Origin of the sequence: Pseudomonas sp. efr-133-TYG-5, from assembly GCF_030209175.1 — a bacterium.
Taxonomy (GTDB): Bacteria; Pseudomonadota; Gammaproteobacteria; order Pseudomonadales; family Pseudomonadaceae; genus Aquipseudomonas.
In genome coordinates, this window is record NZ_JARVSM010000001.1 from 502,129 (window position 1) to 516,090 (window position 13,962).

Consider the following 13,962-nt stretch of genomic DNA (forward strand, 5'->3'; position numbering starts at 1 on the left):
AAGATGCGCGGATCATCGACGAGTCGCGCGCGCGAGGATTGAGCCGGTGTGCTGTTTTGCCTCAGGCAAATCCCAATCCCGGCAGCACCAGGCATCCCGCCAGGGCAATCAGCGCTACGCCAATGACCCGGTCGATGATCCGCTGCTTTGCCAGCATTCGACGGCGCAGCGACGCGGCGGAAAAGAACAGCGCAACGATGCTGAACCACGCCCAATGGCTGAACGACATGAACAGGCCATAAGCGAAATCGGCGCCGAGCGAACGGCTGGTCTGCACCACCTGGCTGTACGTCGCAACCACGAACAACATGGTTTTCGGGTTGAGCGCGTTGGTCAGAAAACCCGTACGAAACACGCTCCACGCCGATGGCGCCGCGCTGCTTGCCTGTTCCAGTGTCAGTACGCCGGTGTTCGTCAGGGATTTCACCCCAAGGTAAATCAGGTAGCCCGCACCGAACAGTTTCATGGCCATGAACAGCATGGGGGTCTGGGTGATGATCACGGCGACGCCGAACACCGTGTAGAGCACGTGAACCTGCACGCCACAGGCAATCCCGAGCGCGGCGAGCAACCCACTTCTGCGCCCGTAGGCGTAACTGTTGCGGGTGACCATCGCGAAATCCGGGCCCGGGCTGATCACCGCCAGGGTGGTGATGGCGATGATTAGAAACACTTCATTCATGAACACGCTCCAGCTGGCGGCAGGCGTTTGCGCCAGTTTTCGTCACAGGTTGATCAGCAGGGTATTGGTTGCAACGCGACGCCTATGGCGTTCGAAACAACAGTCGTGCGGATAATGGAGAAGGAGCGGCGCCGGGAAAAACGATTTATAGTCGGCGAAATCTGTGAGAATTCATCGTCTATATGAACCTGCCTCCGTTAGCCGCCTTGCGCTTTTTCAACACCGCCGCCCAGACCCAGAGCTTCGTCAAAGCCGCACAGCAGCTGCACGTCACCCATGGCGCGGTCAGCCGCCAGGTGCGCTTGCTGGAGGAGGCCCTCGGGGTCGAGCTGTTCGAACGGCGCAATCGGGCGATCTTTCTCAATCAGGCCGGGCGCCTGTTGTTCGACGTGACGGCACCGATGTTCGAGCAACTGCAGAGTGTGGTCGGACGCCTGCAGCGCGAGGTGCGCGAGGAGGTCATCGTGCTGTCGTGCGAACCGACCATCGCCATGAAATGGCTGATCCCGCGCTTGCCGGATTTTCATGCGGCCCACCCGAATATCCAGGTGCAGTTGCTCACCGCCGGCGGGCCGATCGACTTCGTTCGTTCAGGTGCCGACCTCGCCATTCGCCGCGATGACTTCCACTGGGACCCGTCACTGCACAGCGTGACGATTTGCGCGGAGTGGATCGGCCCGGTCTGCGTGCCGTCCAGCCCGCTCGCCAATGGCCAACGGCACGGCCAGCGCCTGCTGCACAGCAGGACCCGTCCGCAGGCGTGGGACAACTGGCTGCGCCTGACCGGGCAGGCCATGCCGGATGCCAGCCGCGTCGACTACGAGCATTTCTATTTGTGTGTCCAGGCGGCGACGGCGGGGCTGGGAATCGGCATGGCGTCGTTGCTGATGGTTCAGGACGAACTCGACGGGGGACAACTGATCGCGCCGTTCGGGTTTATTCAGGATGGCTCGAGCTATTGCCTGCTGTCGCCCAGACCGTTCAGCGAAAACGCCAGTTGCATGGCGTTCAAGGCGTGGCTGACGGCACAGATGAGCCTGTGCACCCAGCCCTTGCTGGCTCGGCTCGATAGCGCCGACTAGCTACGGCGTTAGGGTTGCAGCGGCGGCCCCGCGCCGGCTACCAGCACTTGCTTGTGCGTACCCTCAGCCATATCCACGTCCTCGTCGATCAAACGCTAACGCCAATCCATTTGGCCATGCAGTCAGGCGATATACCCTCCAATACCATCCCACAAGAGTTTCACCGCGGTGACCACCAGCAGGGCATAGCAGGCTCGATACATCTGCCGTTGCTCCAGCCGTTCGTGCAGCCGCCAGCCCAGCCAGACGCCGCTGGGGACGGCCAGCAGGCAGATCGCCGCAAGACTCAACACGTTGCCCGTCGGTTTCGCCAGCAACAGCCAGGGCAACGCCTTGAGTAGATTGCCAACGGTGAAGAACAGGCTGGTCGTGCCGGCGTAGAGCTGCTTGCTCAAGCCCAACGGCAGCAGGTAAATCGCCAGGGGTGGCCCGCCGGAATGCGCGACCATTGTGGTAATGCCGGAGGTCAGGCCCGCCGCCAGCGCTTTGCGCGAGGAACGCGGCTGTACCCGGATTTCGCCGCCGGATCTGAACCACAGACCGACGAAGACCAGCGTGATCACCGCCATCACAATGGCGACCGCGCGGTGATCCAGCAGGCGAAACACCAGGTAGCCGATTCCGATTCCGCTGATTAACCCGGGCAACAGCAATTGCAGATCGGGTCGGGACCAGGTGGACGGTTTCCAGTAACGCAGACCGAACAGGTCCATGGCGATGAACAGGGGCGCGAGCAGGCCACCCGCTGTGATCGGATCCATCACCAGGGACAGCAACGGAATGCCGATGATGGCAAATCCACCGCCGAACGCGCCCTTCATGAAGCAGATCAGAAACACCCCGGCGAAGGTGACCAGGACGGTGACAGGGGTCAGTTCCACAGCGCTGCCTGCCTGGTGCTTCTGCGCACTGGTTGAGGTTGCGTCTGGGCAAAGCATTCGAAATGGTACATAGGGATTTCCTTCGGGCGGCGGGCATAGCAATAATCTCGAGCATCACCTGACTAAGAAAAAGTACCAGTTTCGAGGTTTTTCCATGGACCAGTTGTCAACACGGGCGAAGGCACCCCAGCGTGGCGCAGAACGGCGGATCTATGCCCGGCTGCGCGCGCAGATAGAGGATCGAACCCTCGCACCGGGCGCGGCGCTGCTGTCGACGCGGGCGCTGGCCGTGGAGCTTGGTGTGTCGCGCACCACCGTGACGGCGGTCTACGAACAACTGGCCGCCGAGGGGTTTATCACCACGGCCAAGGGCAAGACGGCGCGGGTGGCCGACGGTATGAATACCTTGCCCCCGACGCTCGACAAACCCTTGGCTCGCCACCAGGAACCGCCACTGTCGCTATACGGTCAGCGAGTCGCCGCCCTGCAGTCCTACAGCATGGCTACGCCCGGTGCGCGTATCGATTTCAGGTATGGCGCGGTGGACTCACGGGATTTTCCGGCGCTGGACTGGCAGCGCGCCTACCGCACCGAGCTGCTCAAGCGTCCGGACGGCGAACCTGCGGCAGAAGCGCGCCTGCGCAGCGCCTTGCAAGGTTATTTGCGGCGCGCCAGGGGGCTGGCATGTGATGTCGAGCAAATAGTCATCGTGCAAGGATCGCAGCAGGGTGTGGATCTGTGCGCCCGGCTGCTGCTCGATCCGGGCGATGCATTTGTCTTCGAGGACCCCGGTTACCGCATGGCTCGCTACAGCTTCGAGTCCGTCGGCGCGCATGCGCTGCCGATTGCGGTGGACGAAGGTGGCCTGGACACCGGCCAGTTACCCAACGACGAACGTGTGCGACTGGCCTATGTGACGCCGTCGCATCAATTTCCCATGGGCTCGGTGTTGTCCGTCACACGTCGACTGGAGCTGCTGGAATGGGCAAATGAACACCACGCGTGGATTATCGAGGACGACTACGGCGGTGAATTTCGTTATGGCCAGCGCCCTATCGATGCGCTGCGGTCAATCGATGCAAACGAACGGGTCATCTACGCCGGCACCGTCTCCAAGGCCCTGACGCCCCGGCTGCGGCTGGGTTATCTGGTGTTGCCCCATGCACTGGTTCATGTCTTCAACCAGGCCAAACGCCTCTCTGACCGACAATCGCCACGCTGGGAGCACAGCGTCCTGGCGACGTTGATCGACAGTGGCATCTACGAGCGCCATGTTCGCCGGTTGCGCCGGGCCAATGAGCGACGACGCAAAGCATTGATCGAAGCCATCGACCGGCATCTGCCGGGACAGGCGCAATTGCTCGGCATGGCGGCGGGCCTGCATGGCGTGTTGTTGCTGCCGACACTTCGCGCGCAGGCAGAGCCGGCCTTGCAGGCTGCCGCGCTGGAACAGGGAGTCGGGGTTTATCCACTCACGCCGTTATTTGCCGAGTCCGTACCGGCCACGGGGGAGCGCCCGGCAGCGCTGATCCTCGGTTACGCGGGGCTGACCGTGGAGGCGATCGAGCAAGGCATTGGCATTCTGGCGCAAGTGATTCGACGGTATCGCTGACATGCTGTCGCGTCAGGTCGGCCGCGTGGGGGATCGACATTCATTGCCTTTGCCGCAGCCTTCCTGATCCTGCGCCAGCAGCTGGCACAGGGCAGGGCGCGGCGCAGTGCCCGCGCGCGAACGGTGACGGGCACTGCGGGTACAGCTTCTCAGTCCAGATCGGCTGCCTCGTGCCGCTCCGGCACCTGGCTCGCCTCATCGCCCCAGGTGCGGTTGACCCGTTGCCCGCGAATGACGGCGGGGCGTTGCGCGATGGTTTCGGCCCAGCGCTGCAGGTGGGTGTACTCCTCGGCCGCCAGAAACTCCGCCGCCGCATAGACGTTATTGCGCACCAGTTGCCCGTACCACGGCCACACCGCGATGTCGGCGATGGTGTAGCTGTCGCCGGCCAGGTAGGGGCTCTCCGCTAGGCGGCGATCCAGCACATCGAGTTGGCGCTTGGCTTCCATGGTGAAGCGGTTGATCGGGTATTCCATTTTTTCCGGCGCATACGCATAGAAATGCCCGAAACCGCCGCCCAGGTAAGGTGCCGCGCCCATTTGCCAGAACAGCCAGTTGAGGGTTTCGGTGCGTCCCGCCGGATCGTCCGGCAGGAAGGCGCCGAATTTCTGCGCCAGATACAGCAGAATCGAGCCCGATTCGAACACCCGGATCGGCGGTGCCACGCTGTGGTCGAGCAGGGCAGGGATCTTCGAGTTCGGATTGATCTGGACAAAGCCGCTGGAGAATTGATCGCCTTCGCCGATGCGGATCAGCCACGCATCGTATTCGGCACCCGCGTGCCCCAGTGCCAGCAATTCCTCGAGCAGAATCGTGACCTTGACGCCGTTGGGCGTGGCCAGAGAATAGAGCTGTAACGGATGCTTGCCGACGGGCAGGGCTTTTTCGTGGGTCGGCCCGGCCGTAGGGCGGTTGATATTGGCGAACTGACCGCCGGACGGCGCTTCGTGTTTCCAGACTTTGGGCGGAACGTAGGGCGCTTTGCTCATGAAACGGACCTCATCGTTTGCGGGCTGAGATTGGATAGAGCCGTTTGGGCTGTGGCAGACAGCACACCACAGAACGTGCGTGCAATGCCACTGGCGCCTGGCGCGCGGCACGCGCGCGAACGGCTGCGAATCCAGCGGAAAACCCTGATGGCCAAATGCCGCGGGAAGCGATAATCTCTTTCGCGTCCGGTGTAAGGAAGCGCCCCCATGCTGATCATTCGCAGTGAACAGATGCAGGCAATGACGCAGGTCTGGAGCGATCGCCTCGAGCAGACCTTGAAGGATCATGTGCAAGAATTTTTCCCGCTGAGCGCGCAAGAGGCTGCGGTCCTGATACCCGCGGCCCGGGCCAAGGCCGCCTCGTATGACTTGTACAACGAGCGCGACTTGCACCGTTTCGTCAACGTGTGCGCAGAAGAGGGCATCGATTTCGACCTCAAACCGGAAAACGCCTGGATGCGCACGATGCTGCTCGATCCGGCGGTTTCCAGCCCCTCGCAGCGCCTGGAACTGCTGACTTCGACCCGCGAGCATCAAGCCCGGGTGCAGGCCGACAACGCCAGCCTCGCTGCGCCGCAGTGGCTGCGATGATCAGCGCCGCTGAAGCGGCCGCCGCCGCCCGATCGCTATCCGCCTCGCCGGTCAGCGCTTGTCAGAACAGGTTTGCCGTGGAAGTCCTGATGTTGGGGGAGGACGCTGCACCGGTAGCCGGGGTGGCCCTGGAATTGCGCCAGGGCAATGCTTGCCTGCGCAGCCGCACCAGCGCAGAAGGCGTGGCCCGTTTTGACGGCCTGGATGCCAGCACTTACACCCTCTGCCCCTGCGAACTGGATCTTGATGCCTGGACGCTGGAAGCCGAGCAGTCGCTGTCCGAGGATCAGGCTCGAAGTGCCGGCAAGGCCAACTGGGCGGCGGCCGCCGACGAAGACATCCGCGGCGGGACGCTGCACACGGCGGCGGCCGACGACTCGGTGGATCGCCTGGCGCTGGCCCATGGCCTGTTTCCCGCAACCGTGTGGCAACACCCGCGCAATGACGCACTGCGCAAAGTGCGCCAGAGCCGCAACGTCCTGGCTCAGGGCGACGTGCTGTTTATCCCCGCAATCCGCCGCAAGACCATCGCGGTACAGCCCAAGGTGCGCTACATCCTCAAGCGACATGGCGTGCCCTCGCGCCTGCGCCTGCGCCTGCTGGATGACTTCCAGCCGCTGGCAGACCTGGCCTGGACCTTGGCAGTGCCGGGCGAGGCCTCCGTGCAGGGCCGCACCGACGCTGACGGCGTGCTGCAAGCCTGGGTCAGCGCGGCGGCATCCTCGGCGGTGCTGTCGTACATTGCCAACGGCGCCCTGCGCGAACTGAACATCAGCCTCGGCGCCTTGCTGCCCGGGCGCGTTGCCGGTGGCTGGCGCCAGCGTTTACGCAACCTGGGGTTCGCCTGCGATGCCGAAGACCGGCAACCGCTGTCGGCGGCAGACCAACGTGCCATCGGGCGCTTTCAGGAATATTGGGGGTTGCCGGTCACAGGCACCGCCGACGCGATCACCATCGAAAAAATCCGCAGCGTGCATGACGGCCGTCAGGCGGCCCCTCCGGCACATGGCAAATACGCTTCAGGGAGTTGAGCGTCATGGCGAGCCTGTTGACCCTCGAGCAGTTGCTCAAAAATCGCAAGGACAAACTTCAGGCCGTGTGCTTGAAACAGGCCAACGCCGCCACATCCACGGTGCAGGGGTCGATGTCGGATGAAAGCGACCATACGGTCACGGTCAACACCCCGCCGGCACCGGCGATTCTCAGCATCGTCTCGTGGAACGTGCAGACCTTCGAAGCCGGCAAGAGTCTGTCCAGCCCGTTTGCCAACGTGATCATCAGTCGCATCCTCGAAGACCTGGCAGTGGATGTCTGCGTGTTGCTGGAAACCCGCGCCGAGTCTTACGTCAACATGAATGCCATCGAAGGCAAGCATGTCGGCCAGGGAGGCTGGAAGGCCGTCGCCGATGAGGCCGAGCTGGATGCCGACTCGGACGAAGATGAAGAAAGCGAAGACGAAGACGACGTTGCGGATGCGGCCCAATACGATGTGCCGGACGACAACAGCATGGACGTGTCGTACTCGACCCCCCTGGATGACGTCGACGACCAGGATACGAGCCCCGATGACGGCACTCCCGGGCCGGACGGTGGCGAACCGTTGCGCTACCTGCAGTTGGTCAGCGAAATGACCGGCAAGCGCTGGATGCCGCCCACGAGAATCTACGTCTATCACCCGCGTTGGGTGGAGCGCGCCAAGCTGGGGCGCGACTACGCAGCCTTCTGCGAGCTGTGGACAAAGCTTTGCGAGGTAACCGCCAAGAACACCAAGGATGTCGCAACCTGCCTGGCAAGCGCGGCCCGCGCTGCCAAGAAGCTCGATGGCAAGAAAGCGATCATGAAGTTCGTGGCAGATCACAAAGGCGCGTACAAGGGCCGGAAGAAATTCAGCGAAAAGAACGCCAAGGCCATCCTGCGCATGTACGTGGCCTACGCCGCAGACCCCAAGCGCTTCGACCCGGTCAAGACAGCCACAGATGCCGAGAAAAACTTCTGCACCGCGTACTCGGCGTTTCCCAAGTGGCTCACACGCTGGGCAGTGAACGGCAAAGTGGCGACCGACCTCTGGAAGCAAAGACTGCTGTCGGAAGATTGCACGCTGATTCGTCTTTACTACGAGGGGTTTTACCTCGACGACAACTTCAACGAGGTCCAGCAGAAAAACTGGGACGACTTGAAGAAACTTGCTACGGATGACAGTTGGCGCTACGTCCTGCGCATAAAACGCTGTCCGGGCTGCAAGCAACCGTTGGGCACCGGCGCCTGCGATCAGGTCATCCACGGCACATTGACCTGCCAGGAAATGGGCCCCCTGTTGCCCAGCCTGAACAACCTGCGCGGGTGCATCAACGAAATCACGTTCTATCGTGGCAGTGCCCAGGAAAGCTATTCGCTGCTGGTCCGCCAGAGCACAACGATTTTCGCGCCGTCACAGGACGGTGTCTGGCTCAACGGCAAGCGTGCGCAGATGTCCTGGTTTCAGGCCGGGCTGCTGATGCATGCACCGGCCTCCCAAGCGGATTCGATCAAGCAGAAAAGCGGCAACGTGCTCGGTTATCAGGACGGCAAGACGAAATTCTATGGACGCTGTCCGTACAAGGCGCCCATCGACGTGTGGCTGTTCGATGCGCAGGCGAAGACGCGGCTGGCGCTGGTCACGTTCCACGGCCCCTATGGTGCCGACACGATCGAGGGCGTGCAGGCACGGGCGGCTTCGATGGATGAATTGATGAAAGCGGACGTCGGCGCGGGTGTCGCGCTGGCCGACACCGAGCATGCCCTGGTCATGGGCGACTTCAACCTCGACTGGCAAGGCGTACAGGCGAACGGCAAGAAGCAGCAGGCGGCGGAGCAACTCTATCAACGGTTCAAAGGACAGGGCTTCGAACCCCTGGTCGACGCATGCACCGCCACCTCGCTCAAGAGCATTTACGACAAGGCCGCGGCCTGGAGGAAAATCCCTCCGAGCAGCACGTCGAATTTCACCAGCAGCGCCTACGACAACATGTTCCTCAAAGGCCAGGTGCTGCATGAGCAGACGGCCAACGCGGCGGTGATCGATGTCATTGCATGGATCGAAGCGCACATCGACGAATTCAAGCTCGGGCCGGAGCACGAACCGCCCGCGAATTTCGACAGTCTGCCTGCCAAGAACCGGGCCTTCTACATCTACCATAAGTACGTCAGCGACCACTTGCCGATCATTTACGATCTGGTGGTGCAAGGCATGCCGGACGACTCGAAAGCGGCGCAGGATGCGAAAAGGCTTCTACAAACGTTGAAAGAGGAGGCTGCACGCCGCCAGAATTTCAAGTTCGATTATGTGATGAGCTACGAGGCTCTGCTCGATATCGAACCGGCACCGGACGAGGCCCATGACTATACGAAGAAGGCAGAAGGGCAGGCCCTGCGGGGCGTGATCGTCGGCGATATAGACACCCATCTGGAGAAACGCCTGATGATTCGCAGCGAGCCCATCAACGGCCAGGTGATATGGCTTTGCGTGCAGTTGACCCGTAACGGGAAACCGGCGCAGGGCCTGTTTCTCAAGCGTTTTCTCGAACTGCATCCCCCCGGGATGCGGGTGCGGGTCGAAGTGCTCAACCCGGTCCCGCTGAAGTGAGCCGCCCTCAGCGCCAACTCCACGATGCCCCGACATACATCGCCATGCCTTCACCCGGCGTCGAACGCGCCGCGTCCTGACCCTTGTCGTCATAGCCGGGGGTGACGGTTGCCGCGTAGCGCTGGTCGGTCAGGTTGCGCAGGTCCAGCCAGGTCTGCCAGTCGCCCTTGGGCGCGTTGTAGCCCAGGGTGGCGCCGAAGGTGGCGTAAGGGTCGGCGTAGTAGCTATTGGCGTAATCCACGGCGACTTTGGATGACAGTTGCGTGTTCAGCGCCGCAAAGAACCCCTGCGGCCAGTCGTAGCGCAGTTCGCCCTGGTAGTAATGCATCGGCAGCCCGGGCAGGCGGTTGTCGCCGAAGCGCTCGTCATCGCGGTAATGGAAGTCGCTGAAGGTATAGGCCTGGCGCAGGCTCAACCGGCCGCCATCGTTGGCCGACCACAATGGGCTGTGCAGGCTGGCTTCCACGCCCTGGTGCACGGTCGGGCTGGCATTGAGCTCGTACGGCGTGGTGGCGTTGGCGTCCGGCAGCACCGAAAGCAATTCGTGGCGCACTTGCGCGTAGTACCAGGCCAGGCTCCATGCGCCCAGTCTGCTGTCGCCACGACCGCCGAGTTCGAGGGTGGTCGCCGTCTGGTTTTGCAGTTTGATCGGATCGCTTTGGGTGCCCGTTGCCGGGCCATTGCCGGCGGGGAAGCGGATGTTCGAGCTGTAGATCAGCGACCACGGGTGCGGCGCTTCCACCGAACGGCTGAGGTTGCCGAACAACTGCAGGTCGGGTGTCAGCTGATAGCGCAGGCCCAGGCGCGGCGCGTAATCCCAATCGCCGAGGCTGGTCTTGCCGCCGCTTTGCGGGTAGGTGACAGCGCTTTCGCGACGGGTGTAGATGGCGGCGAGGCCGGTGGTCAGCCACAGGTCATCGGCGATTTCCAGGTCATTGCCGACATGCAGGACGCTGTCCGAGCCCTGATAGGTGAAGTTGCGCATGTGCGTGCCCGGCGCGTAGCCGGCGGTGTTGCCGGTCGGGATGCGCACCAGTTCGCTGGCACCGTCATTCGGCAGGTGCTTGGTCACGCGCAGGCCGACCGTGCTGTTGCTCTCGCGGCCCCAGAGCGTATCGCGGCGCTTGTAATCGAAGGTGCCGCTGACGTCGGTGTAGGCGACTCTGAGGCGGTTCGGCCCTTCGCGCAGGTCCATCGGGTAATCGTGGTAGACCAGGCCGGTCTGGATACTCGAATCGTCATCGATGTAATAGGTGGTCTTGTTGCCGAAAAAGATGCTGCCCGGTTGTTTGCGGCTGTCGTCGCGTGACACGTAGGCCGGGTTGGCCGCGCGCGGATCGTGCTCGATGGAATGTTTGCTGACTCGCCCGGCGAGATCGTTGTCGGTCTCGCGATAACGCAAGTAGAAGCGCGTTTCCAGGTTCGGATTGAAGCGGTAGCCGACGTTGGCGATCACGCCCTGGCTCTGGCTGGCGGTGTGATCCTGATAGCCGTCGGCATTGGCATCGGTCAGCGACAGGTAGTAGTCGAAGTCGCCCAGCACCTGCCCGGAGCTGACCTGACGCTGCTGATAACCATGGCTGCCGAGCGCATAGCGCACTTGCAGCTTCGGCGCGTCGTAGCCGGTGTGACTGACGTAATCGATGGCGCCGCCCAGGGCCAGGGCCCCACGGTCTAAGCCGTTGGCGCCACGCAGGACTTCGACGTGATCGAGCCACAGCGGCTCCAGCAGTTCATAGGGCGTGCCGCCCGGGCCGGTCAGCGGCAGGCCGTCGAGCAAGGTGTACAGCCCCGATGCGTGGGCACCGGGCGCGCGGTTGATCCCCGAGCCACGGATCGAAATCTTCACCCCCTCGTTACCCGCCGACTGCGCATAGACCCCGGGCTGATAGGCGAGCACGTCCTGATTGCTGGCCACACGGCCCTGCAACGGCTGGCGCATGTCCACCACATTGCTGCCACCGGGCACCTGCGCCAGGCGATTCTCGGCATCCGCGACAGGCGCGTCCTCGGCACTGCGTGCATCGGCTTGAATCAGTACCTGCCCCAGCTCCAGGCCTTGAGACTCGGCCATCGCCGGACAGGCCAGCGCGAGCCCGAGGAATGCGGTGGGCAGGGATTTGGGCGACGGCATCGAGAAAAACTCCAGACAGACAGGAACGGGCAGTGAACAGTGCGACGCTGGAAAGAACGCGGGGAACACATGGCCAATCGGCTTTTTTAAACGCCCGTGGCGGCTGATGCGCAGCGCCCCATCCGGATGTGTTCCGGGCGGGCGCTGTTCGCCGTCACACTACGCTGGAAGGACAGACGTCGCAGGCTGCTTCTGCGCTGTCTGCCGGATGATTTCGCCAAACGCCCGGACCAGCGGACTGCGCTCGTGCTTGCGCGTCAGTAGCAGCAACGGCGCGCTGGCCTCGGGTTCGGCCAGGGGGCGGTAGGTGACGCCGTGTTTTGCCAGTACCTGGGTGCATTGCGGCACGACAGCGACGCCACGGCCAGCGGCGACCAGCGCGATGATCGAGGTGATCTGCTTGCCCTTGGGGCCGGGCAGGGGCGTCAGGGCGTGGCGCCGGTACAAGGCGTCGATGATCTGGTTCAGCCCGGAACCGTAATCGGTGGGGAAGGCGATCAGCGGGTAGGCGCTCAGCTCGGCGAGAGTCAGCTGTGCCTGCCGGGCCAGCGGGCTGTCGCTGGCGATGGCGGCGATCAGCGGCTCGTTGTCCAGGCAGGTCGCTTCGATCTCGCTGGCTTCGGCGGGCGGAGGCATGCGGCTCAGACCGATGTCCAGGCGTCCGTCGATCAACTGCGCGAATTGCTGGCTGGACGCGCCTTCCTCGATGTTCAGTTGCACCTGCGGATGCGCCGAACAGAACGTCTGGATGGCCGCGCTGAAGATGTCCGACAGGGCGATCGAACTGGCGTAACCCAGCGCGAGATTGCCCACCGCGCCCGTCGCCAGTTGACGCGAGACATTCGCGGCGAGCTCGACCTGCTCCAGCACCGAACGGGCGTAAGGCAAGAAGTGTTGGCCTGCGGTGGTGAGCGTGACGCTGCGACTGCTGCGGTCGAACAGACGAAACCCCAACTGTGTCTCGAGCGCGGAAATCTGCCGGGTCAGCGGCGGCTGGGACATGTACAGGCGCGTGGCAGCGCGGCCAAAGTGCAACTCGTCACTGACGACCAGGAAACAGCGCAGGCGGCGGAGGTCGATCATCGTCATCCTTGAGGTATCAATCGGTCGGAAATCGGTATTGGCTGGTTTCGCCCGCCCATCTTATAAAACTGTTTGAAAATATTACGAATTATCTTGGGAATCACTGCGTGGGTCGTCCTCGAGTTGCCCTGTTTCTGGCGGGCTGCGCCGCTTTCATCAACCTTTATGCGACGCAGGGGCTGCTGAGTGAATTGGCCGCGACCTTTGCCATTTCGCCCCGCCAGGCCAGTTGGAGCATTACGGTGACGACGCTGGCCGTGGCGCTCACCGCGCCATTTGTCAGCCGCCTGAGCGGGCGGGCAGAGCAGCACCGGGTGATTGCGCTGGCGGCCATCCTGTTGGCGCTGCCGGCGCTGATGGCGGCCGGCGCGAACAGCTTCGGTGAGCTGCTGCTGTGGCGCGCGGGGCAGGGCGTGCTGATTCCGCTGGTGTTCGCCACCAGCGTCGCCTACATCGGCGTGCGCTGGAGCGGCCCAGCCGTGACGGAAATGACCAGCGTGTACATCGCCGGCACGGTGCTGGGCGGGTTCAGCGGACGCTTCCTCACTGGCCTGCTCACCGAGTTAGCTGACTGGCGCCTGGCCCTGGCGGTACTGGCCGGGCTGAACCTGATGATCGGCCTGGGGATTTACCTGCTGCTGCCGCGCAACCCTCGATTGCGCGCAACAACAGCCGCCGATCACCAGGCAAGGCGCAGCGAGTTGCTGAGCAAACCGTTGCTCGCCACCTACGCCGTGGGTTTCTGCGTGCTGTTCGCGCAAGTGGCGATGTTTACCTACGTCGGCCTGCACCTGAGCCAGGCGCCGTTTTTCCTCGGTACGGCGGCGCTCGGAGCGATTTATGCGGTGTTTCTGCTGGCGTTGGTGGTGGTGCCGGTCGCGGGGCGACTGGGCAAGGCCCGGCCGCGCCACCAATGGGTGACTGTCGCGGTGTGGCTCGGCGTCAGCGGCTCGCTGCTGAGCCTGGCGCCCTCGCTGTGGCTGGTCGTGCTCGGTCTGGCGCTGAGCTGCACCGGGGTGTTTCTCGCCCAAGCCGCCGCCAACGCCTTCATCACCGCCCATGCCCGGCACAACAAGGCCGGCGCCGTGGGCCTGTACCTGAGCGCCTACTACCTGGGCGGCAGTGGCGGGGCTTTCTTCCCCGGCCTGCTGTGGGCGCAATGGGGCTGGCCCGCCTGCATCGCCCTGATCGTGCTGCTGCAATTGCTGCCGCTGTTGCTGGTGCAGCGCGGCTGGAAAACCACCCCTCAACCGAACTGACTCGCCGAGACGAATGGAATGCCCACC

12 protein-coding genes are annotated in these 13,962 nt (G+C 63.3%); 6 read left to right on the plus strand and 6 right to left on the minus strand.

The window, feature by feature from the left end; translation table 11 throughout:
• Positions 1-61 precede the first annotated feature (61 nt).
• Positions 62-682 (minus strand): LysE family translocator, encoded by a 621-nt coding sequence (locus QRN70_RS02195; protein ID WP_285415582.1) that lies wholly within the window; start codon positions 680-682, stop codon positions 62-64.
• 182 nt (positions 683-864) lie between these two features.
• Between QRN70_RS02195 and QRN70_RS02200 the strand changes: the two genes are divergently transcribed.
• A complete protein-coding gene (locus QRN70_RS02200) occupies positions 865-1,764 on the plus strand; it encodes a LysR substrate-binding domain-containing protein (protein WP_285415583.1) in 900 nt (299 codons plus the stop codon).
• A 122-nt stretch (positions 1,765-1,886) separates the two neighbouring features.
• Here QRN70_RS02200 and QRN70_RS02205 read toward each other — a convergent pair whose 3' ends face one another.
• On the minus strand, positions 1,887-2,645 hold the full coding sequence (locus QRN70_RS02205; protein WP_285415584.1) for a sulfite exporter TauE/SafE family protein: 759 nt from the start codon (positions 2,643-2,645) through the stop codon (positions 1,887-1,889).
• Between the two features lie 154 nt (positions 2,646-2,799).
• Between QRN70_RS02205 and pdxR the strand changes: the two genes are divergently transcribed.
• A complete protein-coding gene (pdxR, locus tag QRN70_RS02210) occupies positions 2,800-4,257 on the plus strand; it encodes a MocR-like pyridoxine biosynthesis transcription factor PdxR (protein WP_285415585.1) in 1,458 nt (485 codons plus the stop codon).
• 149 nt (positions 4,258-4,406) lie between these two features.
• On the opposite strand, the gene yghU is transcribed toward pdxR, so the two are convergent.
• Positions 4,407-5,246, minus strand: coding sequence for a glutathione-dependent disulfide-bond oxidoreductase (gene yghU, locus QRN70_RS02215; RefSeq protein ID WP_285415586.1), 840 nt, complete (start codon positions 5,244-5,246; stop codon positions 4,407-4,409).
• A gap of 207 nt (positions 5,247-5,453) precedes the next feature.
• Between yghU and QRN70_RS02220 the strand changes: the two genes are divergently transcribed.
• Positions 5,454-5,837 carry a hypothetical protein gene (locus tag QRN70_RS02220; RefSeq protein ID WP_285415587.1) on the plus strand — a complete coding sequence of 128 codons (384 nt, stop codon included), beginning with the start codon at positions 5,454-5,456 and terminating at the stop codon, positions 5,835-5,837.
• 89 nt (positions 5,838-5,926) lie between these two features.
• Positions 5,927-6,868, plus strand: coding sequence for a peptidoglycan-binding domain-containing protein (locus QRN70_RS02225; RefSeq protein ID WP_285415588.1), 942 nt, complete (start codon positions 5,927-5,929; stop codon positions 6,866-6,868).
• Positions 6,869-6,926: 58 nt separating this feature from the next.
• On the opposite strand, the gene QRN70_RS02230 is transcribed toward QRN70_RS02225, so the two are convergent.
• On the minus strand, positions 6,927-7,115 hold the full coding sequence (locus QRN70_RS02230; RefSeq protein WP_285415589.1) for a hypothetical protein: 189 nt from the start codon (positions 7,113-7,115) through the stop codon (positions 6,927-6,929).
• On the opposite strand from QRN70_RS02230, the gene QRN70_RS02235 reads away from it, so the two are divergent.
• A complete protein-coding gene (locus QRN70_RS02235) occupies positions 7,108-9,459 on the plus strand; it encodes an exonuclease/endonuclease/phosphatase family protein (RefSeq protein ID WP_285415590.1) in 2,352 nt (783 codons plus the stop codon). The genes QRN70_RS02230 and QRN70_RS02235 overlap by 8 nt on opposite strands.
• A 7-nt stretch (positions 9,460-9,466) precedes the next feature.
• Here the strand turns inward: QRN70_RS02235 and QRN70_RS02240 are convergent, their stop codons facing one another.
• A complete protein-coding gene (locus QRN70_RS02240) occupies positions 9,467-11,593 on the minus strand; it encodes a TonB-dependent receptor family protein (protein WP_285415591.1) in 2,127 nt (708 codons plus the stop codon).
• A 159-nt stretch (positions 11,594-11,752) separates the two neighbouring features.
• Positions 11,753-12,676: a LysR family transcriptional regulator gene (locus QRN70_RS02245; protein WP_285415592.1), complete on the minus strand. Its 924-nt coding sequence runs from the start codon at positions 12,674-12,676 to the stop codon at positions 11,753-11,755.
• A gap of 107 nt (positions 12,677-12,783) precedes the next feature.
• On the opposite strand from QRN70_RS02245, the gene QRN70_RS02250 reads away from it, so the two are divergent.
• Positions 12,784-13,935 carry an MFS transporter gene (locus tag QRN70_RS02250; RefSeq protein ID WP_285415593.1) on the plus strand — a complete coding sequence of 384 codons (1,152 nt, stop codon included), beginning with the start codon at positions 12,784-12,786 and terminating at the stop codon, positions 13,933-13,935.
• Positions 13,936-13,962 lie beyond the last annotated feature (27 nt).